We start from the raw sequence: 15,726 nt of genomic DNA, 5'->3' as shown, positions 1-15,726 counted from the left end.
TTCGCCCGCTAAAGCTAGGCAGGGGCAAAACGGTTCAACTTGCTCATACTTCCCACGTTGAACAACATGAGCAAGTTGAGCAACATGGGCCGTAAGCACGCCTGCTTCTATGTCGCGTGGTGCGTCCGGAAGGCCTTCAGGTAATCCATATCAAGGCCGAAGCGGTCGACCAGCTTACCGAGTTGCTCGTCCGTAGCCTCGGGCCGGATGACGACAAATGTTGGCCCGTCGCAGGCTTGCTCGAATCGGCAAGGCCAATCGATGAGGCAAGCCAGTCGCTTATCGCCGTAGGTCGTCACGATGACTTCGGGGTTGCAGAAGGAGTCGTAGGTCGACGTCGATGGTTCGGCGGCGTCGTGAATGACGTTAGCTTCATCAAGCATGACAAACCTCCTTCTGGTCCAGGCTTCTTCTCCTACCAACCATCGAAACAACGCCGAGCACACAAGAGTCATCGATAGTCAGGACGTTCGGATAGGCGGGGTTCAAATATCTCGCGATGCACTTGCCATCCTTGATGTTCAACTCCATCAGCGACACCATGTCGCCGACATCGACCATCACGAAGTCGCCGTCCGCTGCCTTCCGGTTGCGGTCTATGGATAGCAAGTCGCCAGGATGACAAGAATCACGAACGTTATTTGGATTAGCCATGCTGTCGGAGACCACTCGCAACCATTGTTTGGTCAAGTCCGTAGACAGGAAATCATCCTTAGTCATGGCGCGCCTCCGCTTGGGCACGTTCGGAGGGAACGAGCACTCGGTAGTAGCGCATCTCGTCGAGCCCCAGCCTCTGTGCGACCGCATCTCCGAATTTTGTCGCCTCATCGTAAGTCGGGAAGGTGCCGTACTCGACGCCGTTTGCGTCTCGCGCCGCCCAACAGAGCGGTCGGTCCGTCATTAATGCAAAAGTGCTCGGTGGCACAATCATTTCAACCCGGAAAATTGCTGCGATGTCACGCCGGCGCACCTTCAAGATGGACGAGAGGTTGTAGGCTGAAAACGTCACAGTCTGGGCCGAGTATGCCTGTACCGTTCGGAGTTGCCATTTGCCGTCGCGGAGTTGCACCAGCACCTCCTCGTCCAACTCGTCCGCGATGTCGCGGCATTCCTCAAGCAATGCAAACTCGCCCTGTCTGATACGCGGACGCATTGAATCGTCCGACATCTGATATGCATGTATAGAGCGAGGCAGTGCGATGTGGGCATCGTCGGTGATAGTGGATAGACCAGGGGTAAAATCAGCTTCAGCCATGATTCAAGCTCCTTTTCAGCTTGGTTTGTGGTCAGGCGGCGTGAAGTGCTCGAACACCCGCGCCGCCGCTTTGCCTGATACCGTCAGGCGGCGGTGATATTACTTGGCGGCCTCCAGACGCACCACGGCACGGCTTCCCGTCGCTTCGGCGTAGCGAGACAGCGTGCGCAGTGACGGCATCGTGCGTCCGCTTTCCATGCGTGCGACGGTCGATTGGGTCGTCTGCATCCTCTCGGCCACCTGTTCCTGAGTCAGTCCTGCACGCACGCGCGCAGCGATGAGTTCTCTGGCAATGGCGAAGTCGTCGTATTCGGCACGCGTTTCCGAATCCGCCAGCAGACGATTTTTCAAGGTTGCGAGGTCGGTCATTGCGCGCACCGTACTCACGCGGCCAGCCGCTTCGCCGGCTTCACCTTCGCCGTGCTTTGCTGCTCCGCGTGCCACAGGTCGTATTGCAACTGAGCGCGCAGCCACACTTCGGGGCTGCCCTCCAGCCACTGCGCCAGCCGAATCGCCATTTCGGCGCTGATAGCCGCCCGTCCGTTCAGTACACGCGACAGGGCAACGCGGGACACGCCCAGTTGCTCGGATGCCTCTGTCACGCTCAGGTCCAAGGCAGGCAACACATCCTCCTTGAGCGTTTCGCCGGGGTGCGGCGGGTTATGCATACGCATGATGGTTCCTAGTGATAATCCTGGTAATCGACAATCTCGGCATCCTCGCCCACGAATCGGAAAGTCAGCCGCCAGTTCGCGCTTACCCACACCGACCAGCGCCCAGCCATATCCCCCTTCAACGGGTGCAGTCCCCAGCCGGGAATGTCCATCTGCTCCGGTTTGCTGGCCACGTTGAGAATGGCAAGCTGGCGGGCAAGTTTGGCCGCGTGGTCGGGGCGAATACCGGACTTGCTGCCGGTCTCGAAAAAGCGTTCCAGCCCTTTGTGCGCGAAGCTTCTAATCATATGTCAATTGTATCGTGATGCGTTACGCGATTCAAGTGTTTGCGGCCACATGCAATCCCGGTTTGGCCTGCTCCGGCTTGAAGTCGATGCCTGCTTCCTTGAGAATCCAAGCCTCGAGCTTGTCGTGCCACATACGCAGAAGGTCGAGCGGACGCACGTTGTAATGACGCTCAGCGATGGCGGACGGCTTGTGCCCCATGATTTGAGCCTTGATGCCTGACGGAATTTCCGTCCATTCGGCCAGGCTTGAGAATGACCGCCGCAGGCCATGCAACGTCACCGGCGCGATGCCGGCAATCCCGCAGACGCGATGCAAGGCGTTATTCGGCGAGGCCAGCCGACCATCACCGGAAGTCTTGCTGGCGAACACCCAGTCTGACGGCTGCCACGTTTCGCCCTTGGCCACGAGGCTGCGCATCTGCCGCACATTCGGCGGCGTGTCGTTGATGCGCTTCAGCTCGAGCAGGACGCTGGCGAAATAAGGTGTCAGGGGAATGACCCGCCCGGTCTCGATTTCCACCTTGTCTTTCAGTTGCAGGCTCCGCCACCGGAAATCCACATCGTCCCAGCGCAGTTCGGCCAGCTCCTCCCGGCGCGCGCCGGTCAGCAGCAGGCCAATCAAATACGCCTCCATGACCGGATTGCTGAGCTGGCGGACGGCACCGAACCATGCGGCCAGTTGCTCGCGCTGGATGGAATCAGTCTTGGCGGCCTGCTTCGGCAGGGCATCTTTCGAAAGGCGGGTGTCGACGGCCTGAGGGTCGATGAGTCCCTGATATTCGCTCCTCGATTCGCACCACGCCGCGAAGACGCGCAGGAGGTTGAAGGCGAGCCGGACACGGGCCGGACGCCGGGCGGCTTCGTCCGTCAGCCATTCGCCCACGCGGTCGGCGCTCAGGTCGGACAACTTCAGCGGCATTAGGGCAGCGAGCGGCCCTGGCTCCGTCAATCCCTTGCCGCGCTTCTTCGGTTGCCCGCCAGCACCGGCAAGGGTTACATGGTCACGGTGATGCAGTTCGCTCCACTTCGAGCGGCGCGCCTCGATGTACGCTGCCCAGGCGTCGGCCAGTGTCACATCCTTGCGGCGTGCCTCAGCCTTTCGTGCCTCATGGGCGACGCGCTGCTCGGCAGCTTCCTCTCGCGGGTCCTTGCCAGCGTCAACGAGGCGTTGCAGGCGGCGCGCTTCGTCCCGTGCATCGTCAATGCCCCAGTCTTTCGGCGAGCCAATCGTCACGCGCACCGTTGCCCCGTTCAACTTGGCCTGAAAGATATAGGACAGCCCACCCGCAGCCGTCGCACGAAGGCCTAGGCCGGATGCGCCGCCGTCCCACAGAAACGCCTGAGACTTGCCAGCGGGGCAGCTATGACCGTTGACGCGTCCCGCCGTGAAATTGACCTTTGCCATTGTCGCCACCATCCGGGTTTCGGGTTACATACTCTCCATGTAACCGCCATGTAACCCGATTCTAGGCAAACCAGTCAACGCAAGTCAACAGGATAATGTAACCGTAAACCTGCCAATCCAATACTCATAAGCCGATTAGCGGAATTTCGTAAATCTCGGTCAACGCTGGGAAATGCCACCTTGAGAGGATTGTGATTCCTGTCGTCGTGGGTTCGAGTCCCATCAGCCACCCCATAAACTTCTCCCCACTTCAGTTACTTGCGTTCCACGCACTCGTTCGCATAGTCGACTTCGGGACGCAAAATCCAGTTACAGCATCCGTTATTTGCCATAGCGAGCGCTTTCGCATTCAGCGAAACGTCAGTCACCCCGCGCCTGCTCCAGGTTTATCCATGGCGTCGATGGCCTCGCGTGCGGCCTGAAAGCCCGCTTCTGCTGCGCGATGCTCAGTCGACCACAGGCGATCGATGGGCACGAGGCGCCAGTCGATCGTCACGGCGTCCGACTTCAGCACGCGAAAGTGCGCTTTGACACCCGTCAGCACCTGCTCGACCGCGACTTCGATGACGTAATCGCGATAGCTTTCCGTGTAGTCGCCCATATCGGCGCCAGCAGGTTTCATGGATTTTCCCCAGTTATTCCGGCTGGAAGCGCGCAGTGGCCCCGCAGACGCGAGCGCGTCCGCGTCCGGTATCCTGGTCATTGCGCTGCGGCCGCCGGTGGGTGCGTGCGCACCCACGTTCAGTATCAGTCGCAATCGCCGGATAGATACTTTCTGCCGTCGCAGGTGATTTCGACGTGGTCCGCGCTGCGTGTCGCAACGCCGGCACCCAGCAGTTCAGCCGCGACACCCGACGGTAACTGCGGCGCGGGTTGCCCGCTTCCGACATCGTTCAGTTGCCGCAATGCGTCGATGGCTTCAGGACTCAAGGCTTTCGGCATGACTGCCTCCTTCTGCATCTACATGCTCAATTTATCCTAGCACTTCCACGAAATCGCGCGGAACGCGATTGAGGGGACAGACACAGCACCGGTCCGGGCGTGTTGTTTGCTGAATCTGGATGACAGGAAGGTCGCGCAGGAGTGCACGCGTGTGCGGTTCAGCGCGTATTCGCCGGCAGACGATACGCACTTTGCCCTTGAGGTGCGTCTGCAGGAAAAACCGCTGGGAGAGTCGAATGAAACGTATCGAATGGGTAGAGGCTGCGCGTGTTGCCGCCGCGTTGTTTCTTGCCGTCATAAGCGGATTTGCGACGGCACAGCAGCCCGCGTCGAAAGACGGCGCTGCTTCGATGGTCGTTCCGCCTTCGGCGGCATCGGGCAACGCGCATACCGACAACCCGGATAATCCTGACAACATGCCGGTCAAGCGCCCCGATAAACCGGCCAGAGACAAGATCGTGCGCGAGCCGCCAGCCAGCGCGACAAACGCGAAGTAGCGTAACGCGGGTGGTTCGCGGCTCGTCATGCAAAGGCCGTGGCGGGGGCGGTAATAAACAACCCGTCCCCTCGCGTACGGCACCGCGCCGTCCTGATCCGCGACTTTCAGCGCATGTCAGAGACGCGCGATCGACACCTCCGTCGATTTCACGAGCGCGACCACTTCCGCGCCGACCTTCAGTTCCAGTTCATCGACGGAGCGCGTCGTGATCACCGACGTCACGATGCCAAACGGCGTATCGACGTCGACCTCGGACACTACCGGCCCGCGGATGATTTCCTTGACCTTCCCTTTGAACTGATTGCGTACGTTGATTGCGGCAATGCCCATATCGATTGACTCCAGTGGAACGACAGGAAATGGTTACGCATGCGATGTCAAATGGCCCAGCGAACATCCGCAGGCCGTGCGGAACGCACATCGCTAAACGGATGAACCAGCGGCGCACTGTCGCCCGGCGTGCTCTTCAGCACACGCTGCAACACATGCTCCTCCAGCGCGGCGAACGTCGACGACGCACGCGCACGCGGACGCGCGAGTGGCACAGGCTGATCGAGCGCGATGCGCCCTTCTTCAATCAGCAGGATGCGGTCGCCGAGCGCGACAGCTTCGTGCACATCGTGAGTCACGAGCAGCGCGGTGAAGCGGTGCTCCCGCCACAGGCGCTCGATCAGCGCGTGCATCTCGATGCGCGTGAGCGCGTCGAGCGCGCCGAGCGGCTCGTCGAGCAGCAGCAGTTGCGGACGGTGCACCAGCGCACGCGCCAGCGCGACACGCTGACGCTGGCCGCCAGAAAGTTGCGCGGGCCAGTCGTTCGCGCGGCCGGCGAGACCGACTTCGGCGAGCACCGCGCGCGCGTCGTCGCGGGCACCGCGACTCACGCCCAGCATCACGTTCTGCAACACGGTCTTCCACGGCAACAGACGCGCGTCCTGAAACATGATCCGCGTGTCGAGCGGCGCGCCGTCGGCGTCGTGTTTTTTCAGCACGCCGGCGCTGGGCGCTTCGAGTTCGGCGACAAGGCGCAACAGCGTCGACTTCCCGCATCCACTTCGACCCACGATCGCGACGAAACTGCCCCGCTCGATCGAAAGACTGAAATCCGACAACACGATCCGCTCGCCATAGTGTTTCCCCACGGCTTGCAACTCGACCGCGTAATCAGCCGCACGCGACGTTTCGCGTAGAAGCGCGACCGGTGTTTCCGCGCGATGGACTTCGCCGCCAACGCGGGCAACGTCGGGACCGGCCGCATCGCGATCGGTCGTACGGGTCTCCCGGAGCTCGGCTTCAAGATCAAGGCCCGAAACACCGGCATACGATGCGGAAAAAAGCGTGGCGCTCATGCTTTCGCTCCTCGTTGATACGCCGGGTGCCAGCGCAGCGCGACGTGTTCGATGCGCTTTGCGAACACGTCGGCAAGCTTGCCGAGCGCGGCATACAGCAGAATGCCGACCACCACGACATCGGTCTGCAGGAACTCGCGGGCGTTCATCGTCATGTAGCCGATGCCCGATTGCGCGGAGATCGTTTCAGCGACGATCAGCGTGACCCACATGAGCCCGAACGCGAACCGTACGCCGACCAGAATGGACGGTAACGCCCCCGGCAAAATGACATGCCGGTACAGCGCAAAACCCTTCACGCCATAGCTGCGCGCCATCTCGATCAGGTTCGCGTCAACCGAGCGGATGCCGTGATACGTGTTCACGTAAATCGGAAAGAACACGCCGAGCGCGACCAGAAAAACCTTGGCCTCTTCTTCGATGCCGAACCACAGGATCACAAGCGGAATCATCGCAAGTGCCGGGATGTTGCGGATCATCTGCACAGTCGAATCGAGCACGACTTCGGCAGATTTGAAGAGTCCCGTTGCGAGACCGAGCACGAGGCCGATGCCGCCGCCGACAATCAGCCCCGACATCGCACGCCACGCGCTCACTTTCACATTGGCCCACATTTCGCCGGAGCGGATCAGCGCCCACGCGGCCTTCACCACCGCGAGCGGTTCGGGCAGCACGCGCGCCGACAGCACGCCGCTTCGCGCGGCCGCTTCCCACGCGAGCAGGATCAGCAGTGGCGCGATCCAGGGCGCGATCTGCGCGGAGAACCGTCGCAGGCGTCCTGTTTCGATACGCGATTCAGCCATGATGGCGTTCTCCCTGTTTCGGGGCGTTGCGGGCTGATACTTTCAAGGCATCACGCACACGGACACCCGGGTCAACTTTGCGCGGCTTTCGGCAGATAGTTATTGCCGACAATCTCGCCGAACGGTCCCGACAGCGGACCGCTCGCGCGCTGTTTCAGACGTCCCGGCAGCAGCGGAAACACAAGTTCGGCGAAGCGATAAGACTCCTCGAGATGCGGATAGCCGGACAGAATGAACGTCTCGATGCCGAGGTCCGCATACTCCTGCATGCGCGCGGCAACCTGCTGCGGATTGCCGACGAGCGCGGTGCCTGCGCCGCCACGTACAAGGCCGACGCCGGCCCACAGGTTCGGATACACCTCGAGTGCCTGGCGGTTGCCGCGTTTGCCGCCATGCAGCGCAGCCATGCGTCGCTGGCCTTCGGAATCCATCTTCGAAAACGATGCCTGTGCGCGCGCAACCGTATCGTCATCGAGCCGGCTGATCAGCGTGTCGGCGGCGGCCCACGCTTCTTCCTCGGTTTCCCGCACGATCACGTGCAGGCGGATGCCGAACCTGATCTCGCGACCATGCGTCGCGGCCCGGGCGCGGATGTCGGCGATTTTCTGCGCGACGGCCTCGGGCGGTTCGCCCCACGTCAGATAGGTGTCGATGTGCTCGCCCGCGAGTGCATGTGCAGCCGGCGAAGAACCTCCGAACCATAACGGCGGGTGCGGGTCCTGCACGGGCGGATACAACGTCTTGCCGCCCTTCGACGTGAGATGCCTGCCGATGAAATCGATCGAATCGTTCGTGTGCGAAGCGCTCAACTGCGCGCGCCAGATGCGCAGGAATTCGTCGGTGATTTCGTAGCGCGTATCGTGATCGACGAAAAGACCATCGCCTTCGAGTTCCGCCGCATCGCCGCCCGTCACGACGTTGATCAGGAGACGCCCGTTCGACAGGCGGTCGAACGTTGCGGCCATGCGCGCCGACAAACCAGGCGACACGATGCCAGGACGGATCGCGACGAGAAACTTCAGACGCTTCGTAACGGGAATCAGGCTCGAAGCGACCACCCAGGCGTCTTCGCACGAACGGCCGGTAGGCAGCAGCACGCCCTCGTAGCCGAGCGTATCGGCTGCGACGGCGATCTGCTGGAAATAGTCGTAACTCGCCGCGCGCGCGCCTTCGGATGTACCGAGGTAGCGACTGTCGCCGTGAGTCGGGATGAACCAGAACACATTCATGGGCTACTCCTGCTTTTATTCGAAACGAAATCGATCCGGCCGGGCTCATACACGCGCCGCACACGCCGCACGCAATACCCCGCCTCGCCGTTCATGACACACGGCGATCCAGCGGCATCATCGAGGAGCGCGCGACGCAAACCTGCGTGCGCCAGAAGGGAGACGGCTATCGCGTCTGCATGGAGAAACAGTCTATGGATGGGCCTGAAGCTTTTGAACGATTTATTTGAGCTTAGGTTTTCCACTTTCGTGATTAGCCCGACGCTTTAACATACGGGCGCGGCGAAGGCGTGGCCGCTCGCGGTCTATATAATGACGCACGTTTTCCGATAACCCGGCCCGGCGCGATGACGCGCGTCGATGTGCCCCTGGCGGTGCACCGCATGCAAAAGATCATCCTGCCATTCGTGTCCGGCTTTCTGGCTTCCCTGTTCTTTCATGAATCGACGCTTGCGTTGCTGCACGCTGCCGGGCTGATCGACGCGAGCGGCTTCTCGACCGACCCGTTCCTGCCGCTGGGCTTGCCCGTGTTCATCGCGAATGCAATCTGGAGCGCGTTCTGGGCGGTACTGATGGCGTGGCTGCTGCGTGTCTCGCCCGAGCGGATCGCCCCGTGGGTTCAGGCGTTCGTGTTCGGCGGCATCGTGCTGACGGCGGCGGGCGTTTTCGTCGTCGACCCGCTGCGTGGCATCTGGCCGAGCGGCAACATGCTGCCGCGGCTCTCAGTCGGCTTTGCAGCCAATGCGATGTGGGGCTGGGGTGCGCTGGTTTTTATGCGAGCCTTCATGGCGTCGCACGAAGAGGAGTAGGCGTTATCGCTGGGGCCCGCGGCGCCCGGTCAGATCGCTCACCGTACCGCTCGCCGCAGGTTGAACCGCTGATCCGGGCCATTGCGGCCCGGTTTCTCCTGACGCTGGCTAGCCCTGCAGGTCGCGCAGCGGATGCTCATCCGCCGGCCACGGGCTCTCGAACATCTCCTCGACCGCCTGGGCCGGCACGTCTTCAATCTGCGCGAAGCGCCAGGCCGGACGGTTGTCCTTGTCGATGATGCGTGCGCGGATGCCTTCGATCACGTCACCTTGAGCGAAGCACGAACGCGTCAGATCGAGATCGCGACGCAGACACTCCGCCATCGATCCCTCCGCGCGCGTCACCACTTCGAGTGAAATCGCCATCGAGAGCGGCGAGCGTTCGCGCAGGACGGCCGTGATCTGCTCGGCCCATTCGGCTGCCTCGCATTCCGCTTCGGTGTCCAGCGACTTCAAAATCTGGCCGACATCAGGTTTCGCAAAATGCCGGTCGATCAATGGACGCACCTGCGCAAGCGGCGAGGCGTCCGGCCGCAGCACGACCTTGCATTTCTCCGCTTCACGCGCGACGCACGCCACGACGTCAGCGCCGAACTCGAACGATTCGCTCTTCAGCGTATCGATCAGTGCAGGCAGCGCGTCATCTTCGATGCAGACATCGGCGAGGCCGGCATAGAGCGCATCAGCGGGGCCAATCGTCTCGCCTGTGATCGCCAGATAACGCCCAAGAGCGCCCGGCGTGCGCGCGAGAAACCAGCCCACGCCGACGTCCGGAAAGAGTCCGATGCGCGTTTCCGGCATGGCCATGCGCGTCGAACCGGTGATGACCCGCAGACCATGCGTGCGATGGGCGCCCTGCGAAATGCCCATGCCGCCGCCCATCACGACACCGTTCATCAGCGCGATATACGGCTTCGGATACGTGAAGATCGCGTGATTGAGCGCGTACTCTTCGGTGAAAAACGTATCCAGCGCATCGCGTGCGCCGCGTTGCGCAGATTCGTACAGGAAGCGGATATCGCCGCCCGCGCAGAACGCCCGTGCATGCTGGCTGCGGATGACGACCGCGAGCACGTCGGGATCTTCACGCCAGCTTTCGAGCGCGGCGCGCATCGCTCGAATCATGCCGGTGGAGAGCGCATTCAGCGCCTTCGGGCGCTCGAGTTCAATGAAACCAATATGATTCGCGACATAGGTGACGATCTCGTCGCTCGTCGCGGGTGTTGCGGTGATGGACATGGGCTGCGAAAAGTTGAATGAATCGGGACCTGAACGGTATCACGCGAGAGGCGATTCCGGTTTCGCGGCCGGCCGGCGTGTGCGCTTCGTACGCGGTTTCGGTTCCGCAGGCGTGGGCGCCTGCGGATCGCCCACTGACGCTGCCGCACGTGCGCCCGTGCCCTGCTGCGCGGAGCCGAACCACGCGTCGAACGCGACGTCGATCAGCGTGTCGACCGGCGTGCGCGGAAAGACGGGACACGTCAACTTCAACGCGACGACACCGTGCATCGTCGCCCACAATGCCTCAGCCCACACCTCCCCTTGCGCGGATGCAGGCAACCGCCCGGCCGCCCTGAGTTCGTCGATCGAATCGACCATCAGACGAAACGATGTGTCGCCCGCTTCGTCCGATGCATCGGCGGCTTCGGCCAGCGCGGCGTCGGTATAGCTGGGATCTTCCATGAAGATCAGCCGGTAGGTCTGCGGATGTGCAATGCCAAACGCGACATATGCGTGCCCGAGCGCCCGCAAACGTTCGACGGGGTCGGCGATCTGTACGAGCGGCTCGAAGCTTGCCAGCAACTGCGCATAGCCTTCGGCGCACAACGCCCGCGCGATTTCATCGCGGCTTGCGAAATGCAGATACAGCGTGGCGGGTGAATATTCGATGGCGTCGGCAATCTTGCGCATCGACAGCGCAGCAAAGCCCTCGCGCATCACAATGCGCCGCGACGCATCGAGGATGCGTTCACGCAGCGCGACTTTCTGACGGCTCTTTCGTTCGGCGATTCCCATACAGTGCATTTTCGGGTTGACAAACTGAAAAGTCAAATTAAACTGAACACTGTTTACTGAACGTTGTTCAGTTTAATTTAAACGTTAATGCGCGTGGCGGGAGGGTTTTCCCGATGCCGTGCCTGAACCGGGAGTCGATATGGAAACTGCAGGGAAAGTGGGTCTGATCGGCGCGGCTGGGGCGGCCGGGCAAAGCATCGCGGCCGCATTGAGCACGGCCGGCCGCCCCTACCGCGTGATCGGTCGCGGGCAAAGCGCCTTGCAGCGTGCCTTCGGCAACGATCCGAACGCTGAAATCGTCACGTGGGATCCGGCGGACCCGGCATCGGTCAAGTCGGCTTTCGCGGGCCTGCACACTGCGGTGTATCTGGTCGGCGTCCCTTATGACCAGTTCGCGACCCATCCGCCCCTGATGCAGAAAACGCTCGACGGCCTCATTGCAGCCGGCGTGCAGCGGCTGATCCTGATCGGCACCGTGTATCCGTACGGGCGTGCGCAAACCATGCCGGTCACGGAAACGCATCCGCGCAACCCGCATACGTTCAAGGGCAAGATGCGTCTCGCGCAGGAAAACCTCGTGCTCGATGCGCACGGGCATCACGGTCTGGAAACGCTGGTTTTGAGGCTGCCGGACTTCTACGGACCCGGCATCGAGCGCAGTTTTCTGCACGGTGTATTCGAAGGCGCCGCACGCGGCACACGCGCGCAGATGATCGGCCCGATCGATGTGCCGCACGAGTTCGTTTTCATGCCGGACGTCGGCCCCGTCGTCGAAACCCTGACGCGTACCCCGCAGGCGTATGGCCGCGTGCTGCATCTGGCTGGCGCAGGCACGGTCACGCAACGTGAAATCGCGGAAAAGGCGTACGCGCTTGCGGGCCGCGCACCGAAGCTGATCGTGGCGGGCAAACCGACACTGCGTGTGATGGGCCTGTTCAATCCGGTAATGCGGGAACTGGTGGAAATGCATTACCTCGTAACCGACCCGGTCGTGCTCGACGATACGGCGTTGCGCGCGCTCATCGGGCCCGTCCGCAAAACATCATACGAAGAAGGCATCGCGCACTCGGTCGAAGCCGCGCGACGCAGCGCAGCGCGAGCCGCCTGACATGGGGCGCGCGGTCCTCTCAACCCTTATTCAGGCGTCGGAGACGTTGCCCGGTGGAAAGTGACCGCTCTTTAGCAGGACCGGCGTTCCGTTGCTGATACGCAGATGCTCGCGCGCCACTCGTTCGATATGCGCACGGCCTGCGTCGAACGCGCGACGCCATCCTTCACTGTCGTGGGATTGCGCGCCGAAATGGTCTTCGAGCGCTTCGACTGAAATTGCGCACGGCACCGGTTCGCCGTCCACAAGCGCGGGAAACACGAGGGTCAGGTTGAAGTCGCGATAAGCAGGCGCTTCCGCGAGAAAACGAATTTCCATGGTCACCTCATCAGGAAAATCCGGCATGAACCGCGTCGCACCCCGGTTGCTTCGAGGATAGGCGTGCGCAGCGCATCATGGTACTCGCCGGCACATGGGCGGTCCAGCTAGCGGCCTTTAACGGGCCTTTAATGCCGCGCTCACGCATCGCTGCCCTGCACCGTCATTGTTCACTGGGTATCGAACAGACGGTCGACGTATTCGCGCGCGGCTTTCTCGACGTGTTCGAGCGCATCGGTCTCGGTGGCAAACCGGTGCTCCGCGCCCAGTTCCACAAGCGTTTCGATCCGGTGCGGATCGTCCGGGCCGCGTTGCGACAGGCTGACGGTGCCAACGTAAAGGCCCTCATGCCGGTGATCCGGCTGTGTGGGCTGCGTCGCCTCGTGGGCGGCGACGAGCCGCGCGGCGGCGCTGATGTAGTACCCGCGGTAAGGGCCGCTCACCCGTTCTGCCATTTCGTCCTCCTCGTGCCTCTTCTGGTAAGTTGCACGTCGTCACCTGGTCGACGGTGCGTCCGGCATGACGATGCGTGCTGCGCGCAAACCCGCTGCTGCAATGCGGCGCGGCGTGCAGCCGTCGCGCTCGCATCACGTATCTGTCATTTTCCGCCGCGATAAGTTCTGTGCCAGCACGACGATTGCTACGCACTTGTCGCCGCCGGCGCGGTCGAACCGGTAAGAGAACGCGCCCGGTCCGCGCAGATTCGCAAGCGAGAATCGTCGATATGGGAAAATATTTCATGCGCGACACGGAAGTCCCCGAGCCCGATGCGGCCAGCAAGTGGTTTGCGTACGCCGGGCGTCACGGCATCGATATACCGAAAGCCATCAGCATCTGGGAAGACGCGGCAACCGAAAGCGGCGCTGAAAGTCGTCGCATCGTCAGCAGCGCGGGTATTCGTATCGACCCCGAGATCACCTGAGGCGAGGCGCGCCGCGTGAGCGGCCAGCGCTCAACCTGCGTACCTGTTTACATGCCTTTCATTTGCAAGGACACACCATGAAGCTATTCGAGCGGCGCTCGCGCCAGTCTGCCCTTTTCGCCGCGGCACGCTTCGCCGCCGTACCATGTGCTGCCGTGCTGATCGCGGGCCTCGCCGCCTGTGCGTCGTCGAACACGACATCGTTGATCAACTTGCCGAACGGCCAGACCGGTTTCGCCGTGAACTGCAGCGGCGCCGATGCCGGCTCCAGCTGGGCCTCGTGCTATGTGCAGGCCGGCAAGGCGTGCGGTGCGACGGGCTACGACATCGTCTCGAAGGACAACGACGAAGGCGGCACCGCGGGCGGCGGCGTCACGAACGTCGTTTCGGCGAACGTGAAGAACCGCTCAATGGTGATTCGCTGCAAGTAACGGCGCGCGATCCTGGCGCGGTCACTGCGCGCACTCAGTGCGCCTGCATCTTCGAAAACAGGTTGAGCACAACGACACCGGCGACGATCAGTCCAAGCCCGCAGATCGCCGCAAGATCCGGCACCTGACGATAGAGCACGATTGCGACGAGCGTGATCAGCACGATGCCGACGCCCGACCAGATCGCATAGACGATACCGACAGGCATCGTCCGGAGCGTCATCGAAAGACAATAGAACGCCACGACGTAGCCCGCGATGACAACCGCCGAAGGCACGAACCGCGTGAAGCCTTCGGAGGCACGCAGCGCGGAAGTCGCGATCACTTCCGCGACGATTGCGACGGCGAGCCACAGGTAGGGAGGCAGCCGCATCGGGTCAGGCCTTCGCGAGCGCGAGTTTGCTGTAGTCAAGTTCGAGCTGGGCGCACAGTGCCTCGACGACGAGCTCATGATCCGCGCGCTGCGGCAGACCCGACACGGTGACCGAGCCGATCACACCCGCGCCTGCGACTGTCAACGGAAATGCGCCGCCGTGCGACGCATATTCGCTTGCCGCGAGGCCATGTTTCTCGACGAGCGTCGTGGCGGCCTGCTGCATGCGCAACCCGATCGCATAAGAACTGCGCCGGAAATGCGCGACCACGTTGCCCTTTCTGCGCGCCCAGTCGACGTTGTCGGGCGTCGCGCCCTCGAGCGCGCTGAAAAAGAGCGGCTGGCCGAACGTGCGCACATCGATCGCAAGCGCGAGCCCGCGCGCTTTCGCTACTTCGCGCAGCCACACACCGAGCTGCCACGCGCGGTCAGTGTCGAAGCGGGGAAACACCAGCGCTTTTTCCTGGGCGAGAATCGACTGCAGATCGTGTGCGATGTCCATGGAAGCAGGAGAAGGAAGGTGAAAGGACGAGCCATGTCACACCGGCTCAGGAAGGGCTCAATTCTAGCGCAGCATGTCGTGCGGCCTTGTGCGACTGTATGTGCGAGGGGCGCTGGCGTCAGCGGCGAAGCACCGGTTACGCAGACATTGAAACCAGTTCTTAAATAGCTATTGCGCCAGCTTTCGATCTGTCCTATAATCTTTTCTTCGACGGACGCGGGGTGGAGCAGTCTGGCAGCTCGTCGGGCTCATAACCCGAAGGTCGTAGGTTCAAATCCTACCCCCGCAACCAATACCAGCAAGGCTTTGCGCGATTTAAGCCCTTTTCCGAAGAATCATTTTTCTGAAATTTGGGCAACCGGTGGGCAAACACCGCGAGAAATCCGCAAAATCCCGTCGCAACATCAAACCCGCCTTCGCGCGGGTTTTTTGTTTTGGGCGTTCTGGGGCGTTCGGGTCGTTCACCCTTGCGACGACATAGGCCCGAGGTCGCCAGCGTCACCACGGCGCGATTTGCGGCCGTGCTGACGATTCTCGTGTGACTGCCTGGGTCTCCTCAGCGCAGACTTCGATCAGACCGCGCGTTCATCCTCGAAGCGTTCCGCAAACTTCGACGCTGCATAGCGCATGAAGTCCTGCGCGGACACGCCGAGCCGCTTCGCCGCGGCCTCGATGCGCTCGCGGTGCTCGCCGGCCAGCGTGACAGACACGCGCCGCACGACGCGCGGCTGGCTGCGTGATTTGAATCTCGTGATCGTTGCTGGCATGTCGCCTCCTGAAAAACGACACCATATCGCACTGTCGATC

At 62.0% G+C, this 15,726-nt stretch carries 25 protein-coding genes and 1 tRNA gene; 6 read left to right on the top strand and 20 right to left on the bottom strand.

Annotation, left to right across the window (positions count from 1 at the left end; all coding sequences use genetic code 11):
• Nucleotides 1-107 precede the first annotated feature (107 nt).
• From LPA36_RS16135 to LPA36_RS16095, 9 genes are all read right to left on the bottom strand, one after another.
• On the bottom strand, nt 108-383 hold the full coding sequence (locus LPA36_RS16135; protein WP_228878436.1) for a hypothetical protein: 276 nt from the start codon (nt 381-383) through the stop codon (nt 108-110).
• Nucleotides 376-720 (bottom strand): LexA family protein, encoded by a 345-nt coding sequence (locus tag LPA36_RS16130; RefSeq protein ID WP_228878433.1) that lies wholly within the window; start codon nt 718-720, stop codon nt 376-378. The genes LPA36_RS16135 and LPA36_RS16130 overlap by 8 nt, the downstream gene beginning before the upstream one ends.
• A complete protein-coding gene (locus tag LPA36_RS16125) occupies nt 713-1,255 on the bottom strand; it encodes a hypothetical protein (RefSeq protein WP_228878430.1) in 543 nt (180 codons plus the stop codon). Before LPA36_RS16125 ends, LPA36_RS16130 begins: the two co-directional genes overlap by 8 nt.
• A gap of 99 nt (nt 1,256-1,354) precedes the next feature.
• A complete protein-coding gene (locus LPA36_RS16120) occupies nt 1,355-1,624 on the bottom strand; it encodes a helix-turn-helix domain-containing protein (RefSeq protein ID WP_228878427.1) in 270 nt (89 codons plus the stop codon).
• A gap of 14 nt (nt 1,625-1,638) precedes the next feature.
• Entirely contained in the window at nt 1,639-1,932 is a 294-nt protein-coding gene (locus LPA36_RS16115; RefSeq protein WP_228878860.1) for a HigA family addiction module antitoxin, read from the bottom strand.
• A 5-nt stretch (nt 1,933-1,937) separates the two neighbouring features.
• Nucleotides 1,938-2,216 (bottom strand): type II toxin-antitoxin system RelE/ParE family toxin, encoded by a 279-nt coding sequence (locus LPA36_RS16110; RefSeq protein WP_228878424.1) that lies wholly within the window; start codon nt 2,214-2,216, stop codon nt 1,938-1,940.
• 31 nt (nt 2,217-2,247) lie between these two features.
• Nucleotides 2,248-3,621 (bottom strand): tyrosine-type recombinase/integrase, encoded by a 1,374-nt coding sequence (locus LPA36_RS16105; protein ID WP_228878420.1) that lies wholly within the window; start codon nt 3,619-3,621, stop codon nt 2,248-2,250.
• 364 nt (nt 3,622-3,985) lie between these two features.
• Nucleotides 3,986-4,243, bottom strand: a complete 258-nt coding sequence (locus LPA36_RS16100; protein ID WP_228878418.1) for a hypothetical protein — start codon at nt 4,241-4,243, stop codon at nt 3,986-3,988.
• 125 nt (nt 4,244-4,368) lie between these two features.
• The gene (locus tag LPA36_RS16095; protein WP_228878416.1) at nt 4,369-4,563 is read right to left on the bottom strand and encodes a hypothetical protein; all 195 of its coding nucleotides are present in this window, start codon (nt 4,561-4,563) and stop codon (nt 4,369-4,371) included.
• Nucleotides 4,564-4,799: 236 nt separating this feature from the next.
• Between LPA36_RS16095 and LPA36_RS16090 the strand changes: the two genes are divergently transcribed.
• On the top strand, nt 4,800-5,060 hold the full coding sequence (locus tag LPA36_RS16090) for a hypothetical protein (protein WP_228878414.1): 261 nt from the start codon (nt 4,800-4,802) through the stop codon (nt 5,058-5,060).
• A 116-nt stretch (nt 5,061-5,176) separates the two neighbouring features.
• On the opposite strand, the gene LPA36_RS16085 is transcribed toward LPA36_RS16090, so the two are convergent.
• The 4 genes from LPA36_RS16085 to ssuD form a co-directional block, all read right to left on the bottom strand.
• Complete coding sequence (locus LPA36_RS16085; RefSeq protein WP_228878412.1) at nt 5,177-5,392, bottom strand: TOBE domain-containing protein; 216 nt, start codon at nt 5,390-5,392, stop codon at nt 5,177-5,179.
• A 47-nt stretch (nt 5,393-5,439) separates the two neighbouring features.
• Nucleotides 5,440-6,408 (bottom strand): ATP-binding cassette domain-containing protein, encoded by a 969-nt coding sequence (locus tag LPA36_RS16080; RefSeq protein ID WP_228878400.1) that lies wholly within the window; start codon nt 6,406-6,408, stop codon nt 5,440-5,442.
• Nucleotides 6,405-7,211, bottom strand: a complete 807-nt coding sequence (ssuC, locus tag LPA36_RS16075) for an aliphatic sulfonate ABC transporter permease SsuC (RefSeq protein ID WP_228878397.1) — start codon at nt 7,209-7,211, stop codon at nt 6,405-6,407. Before ssuC ends, LPA36_RS16080 begins: the two co-directional genes overlap by 4 nt.
• 71 nt (nt 7,212-7,282) lie before the next feature.
• Nucleotides 7,283-8,440, bottom strand: a complete 1,158-nt coding sequence (ssuD, locus tag LPA36_RS16070) for an FMNH2-dependent alkanesulfonate monooxygenase (RefSeq protein WP_228878395.1) — start codon at nt 8,438-8,440, stop codon at nt 7,283-7,285.
• A gap of 383 nt (nt 8,441-8,823) precedes the next feature.
• Between ssuD and LPA36_RS16065 the strand changes: the two genes are divergently transcribed.
• Entirely contained in the window at nt 8,824-9,249 is a 426-nt protein-coding gene (locus LPA36_RS16065) for a hypothetical protein (RefSeq protein WP_228878394.1), read from the top strand.
• Between the two features lie 108 nt (nt 9,250-9,357).
• Here LPA36_RS16065 and LPA36_RS16060 read toward each other — a convergent pair whose 3' ends face one another.
• Nucleotides 9,358-10,488: an enoyl-CoA hydratase/isomerase family protein gene (locus tag LPA36_RS16060; RefSeq protein WP_228878393.1), complete on the bottom strand. Its 1,131-nt coding sequence runs from the start codon at nt 10,486-10,488 to the stop codon at nt 9,358-9,360.
• A 39-nt stretch (nt 10,489-10,527) separates the two neighbouring features.
• The gene (locus tag LPA36_RS16055; RefSeq protein ID WP_228878392.1) at nt 10,528-11,265 is read right to left on the bottom strand and encodes a TetR/AcrR family transcriptional regulator; all 738 of its coding nucleotides are present in this window, start codon (nt 11,263-11,265) and stop codon (nt 10,528-10,530) included.
• A gap of 139 nt (nt 11,266-11,404) precedes the next feature.
• On the opposite strand from LPA36_RS16055, the gene LPA36_RS16050 reads away from it, so the two are divergent.
• Nucleotides 11,405-12,373 carry an NAD-dependent epimerase/dehydratase family protein gene (locus LPA36_RS16050; protein WP_228878391.1) on the top strand — a complete coding sequence of 323 codons (969 nt, stop codon included), beginning with the start codon at nt 11,405-11,407 and terminating at the stop codon, nt 12,371-12,373.
• Between the two features lie 30 nt (nt 12,374-12,403).
• Here LPA36_RS16050 and LPA36_RS16045 read toward each other — a convergent pair whose 3' ends face one another.
• Together LPA36_RS16045 and LPA36_RS16040 are read right to left on the bottom strand one after the other, a co-directional pair.
• On the bottom strand, nt 12,404-12,691 hold the full coding sequence (locus LPA36_RS16045) for a DUF1488 family protein (protein ID WP_228878390.1): 288 nt from the start codon (nt 12,689-12,691) through the stop codon (nt 12,404-12,406).
• A gap of 170 nt (nt 12,692-12,861) precedes the next feature.
• Nucleotides 12,862-13,146 (bottom strand): hypothetical protein, encoded by a 285-nt coding sequence (locus LPA36_RS16040; RefSeq protein WP_228878388.1) that lies wholly within the window; start codon nt 13,144-13,146, stop codon nt 12,862-12,864.
• Nucleotides 13,147-13,415: 269 nt separating this feature from the next.
• Here LPA36_RS16040 and LPA36_RS16035 point away from each other — a divergent pair, with 269 nt between their 5' ends.
• Both LPA36_RS16035 and LPA36_RS16030 read left to right on the top strand, forming a co-directional pair.
• Nucleotides 13,416-13,613, top strand: coding sequence for a hypothetical protein (locus tag LPA36_RS16035; protein ID WP_228878386.1), 198 nt, complete (start codon nt 13,416-13,418; stop codon nt 13,611-13,613).
• Between the two features lie 77 nt (nt 13,614-13,690).
• Nucleotides 13,691-14,044, top strand: coding sequence for a hypothetical protein (locus tag LPA36_RS16030; protein ID WP_228878384.1), 354 nt, complete (start codon nt 13,691-13,693; stop codon nt 14,042-14,044).
• Between the two features lie 34 nt (nt 14,045-14,078).
• Here LPA36_RS16030 and LPA36_RS16025 read toward each other — a convergent pair whose 3' ends face one another.
• Together LPA36_RS16025 and LPA36_RS16020 are read right to left on the bottom strand one after the other, a co-directional pair.
• On the bottom strand, nt 14,079-14,411 hold the full coding sequence (locus LPA36_RS16025; RefSeq protein WP_407674296.1) for a DMT family transporter: 333 nt from the start codon (nt 14,409-14,411) through the stop codon (nt 14,079-14,081).
• A 10-nt stretch (nt 14,412-14,421) separates the two neighbouring features.
• Complete coding sequence (locus LPA36_RS16020; protein ID WP_228878381.1) at nt 14,422-14,919, bottom strand: heme-degrading domain-containing protein; 498 nt, start codon at nt 14,917-14,919, stop codon at nt 14,422-14,424.
• Nucleotides 14,920-15,134: 215 nt separating this feature from the next.
• Between LPA36_RS16020 and LPA36_RS16015 the strand changes: the two genes are divergently transcribed.
• Nucleotides 15,135-15,211 (top strand) — tRNA-Met (locus tag LPA36_RS16015).
• A gap of 280 nt (nt 15,212-15,491) precedes the next feature.
• Here LPA36_RS16015 and LPA36_RS16010 read toward each other — a convergent pair.
• Nucleotides 15,492-15,686, bottom strand: coding sequence for a hypothetical protein (locus tag LPA36_RS16010; RefSeq protein WP_228878379.1), 195 nt, complete (start codon nt 15,684-15,686; stop codon nt 15,492-15,494).
• Nucleotides 15,687-15,726 lie beyond the last annotated feature (40 nt).

It is taken from the genome of Paraburkholderia saeva, from assembly GCF_907164555.1.
Lineage (GTDB): Bacteria > Pseudomonadota > Gammaproteobacteria > Burkholderiales > Burkholderiaceae > Paraburkholderia > Paraburkholderia saeva.
The sequence above is the reverse complement of the archived record's forward strand: the minus strand, read 5'-3'. Positions and strand labels throughout refer to the sequence as shown.

What these genes read in the sequence shown, in the direction of transcription:
- LPA36_RS16135 (WP_228878436.1), bottom strand. Translation starts at nt 383, where the DNA reads ATGCTTGATGAAGCTAACGTCATTCACGACGCCGCCGAACCATCGACG.
- LPA36_RS16130 (WP_228878433.1), bottom strand. Translation starts at nt 720, where the DNA reads ATGACTAAGGATGATTTCCTGTCTACGGACTTGACCAAACAATGGTTG.
- LPA36_RS16125 (WP_228878430.1), bottom strand. Translation starts at nt 1,255, where the DNA reads ATGGCTGAAGCTGATTTTACCCCTGGTCTATCCACTATCACCGACGAT.
- LPA36_RS16120 (WP_228878427.1), bottom strand. Translation starts at nt 1,624, where the DNA reads ATGACCGACCTCGCAACCTTGAAAAATCGTCTGCTGGCGGATTCGGAA.
- LPA36_RS16110 (WP_228878424.1), bottom strand. Translation starts at nt 2,216, where the DNA reads ATGATTAGAAGCTTCGCGCACAAAGGGCTGGAACGCTTTTTCGAGACC.
- LPA36_RS16105 (WP_228878420.1), bottom strand. Translation starts at nt 3,621, where the DNA reads ATGGCAAAGGTCAATTTCACGGCGGGACGCGTCAACGGTCATAGCTGC.
- LPA36_RS16100 (WP_228878418.1), bottom strand. Translation starts at nt 4,243, where the DNA reads ATGAAACCTGCTGGCGCCGATATGGGCGACTACACGGAAAGCTATCGC.
- LPA36_RS16095 (WP_228878416.1), bottom strand. Translation starts at nt 4,563, where the DNA reads ATGCCGAAAGCCTTGAGTCCTGAAGCCATCGACGCATTGCGGCAACTG.
- LPA36_RS16090 (WP_228878414.1), top strand. Translation starts at nt 4,800, where the DNA reads ATGAAACGTATCGAATGGGTAGAGGCTGCGCGTGTTGCCGCCGCGTTG.
- LPA36_RS16085 (WP_228878412.1), bottom strand. Translation starts at nt 5,392, where the DNA reads ATGGGCATTGCCGCAATCAACGTACGCAATCAGTTCAAAGGGAAGGTC.
- LPA36_RS16080 (WP_228878400.1), bottom strand. Translation starts at nt 6,408, where the DNA reads ATGAGCGCCACGCTTTTTTCCGCATCGTATGCCGGTGTTTCGGGCCTT.
- ssuC (WP_228878397.1), bottom strand. Translation starts at nt 7,211, where the DNA reads ATGGCTGAATCGCGTATCGAAACAGGACGCCTGCGACGGTTCTCCGCG.
- ssuD (WP_228878395.1), bottom strand. Translation starts at nt 8,440, where the DNA reads ATGAATGTGTTCTGGTTCATCCCGACTCACGGCGACAGTCGCTACCTC.
- LPA36_RS16065 (WP_228878394.1), top strand. Translation starts at nt 8,824, where the DNA reads ATGCAAAAGATCATCCTGCCATTCGTGTCCGGCTTTCTGGCTTCCCTG.
- LPA36_RS16060 (WP_228878393.1), bottom strand. Translation starts at nt 10,488, where the DNA reads ATGTCCATCACCGCAACACCCGCGACGAGCGACGAGATCGTCACCTAT.
- LPA36_RS16055 (WP_228878392.1), bottom strand. Translation starts at nt 11,265, where the DNA reads ATGGGAATCGCCGAACGAAAGAGCCGTCAGAAAGTCGCGCTGCGTGAA.
- LPA36_RS16050 (WP_228878391.1), top strand. Translation starts at nt 11,405, where the DNA reads ATGGAAACTGCAGGGAAAGTGGGTCTGATCGGCGCGGCTGGGGCGGCC.
- LPA36_RS16045 (WP_228878390.1), bottom strand. Translation starts at nt 12,691, where the DNA reads ATGGAAATTCGTTTTCTCGCGGAAGCGCCTGCTTATCGCGACTTCAAC.
- LPA36_RS16040 (WP_228878388.1), bottom strand. Translation starts at nt 13,146, where the DNA reads ATGGCAGAACGGGTGAGCGGCCCTTACCGCGGGTACTACATCAGCGCC.
- LPA36_RS16035 (WP_228878386.1), top strand. Translation starts at nt 13,416, where the DNA reads ATGGGAAAATATTTCATGCGCGACACGGAAGTCCCCGAGCCCGATGCG.
- LPA36_RS16030 (WP_228878384.1), top strand. Translation starts at nt 13,691, where the DNA reads ATGAAGCTATTCGAGCGGCGCTCGCGCCAGTCTGCCCTTTTCGCCGCG.
- LPA36_RS16020 (WP_228878381.1), bottom strand. Translation starts at nt 14,919, where the DNA reads ATGGACATCGCACACGATCTGCAGTCGATTCTCGCCCAGGAAAAAGCG.
- LPA36_RS16010 (WP_228878379.1), bottom strand. Translation starts at nt 15,686, where the DNA reads ATGCCAGCAACGATCACGAGATTCAAATCACGCAGCCAGCCGCGCGTC.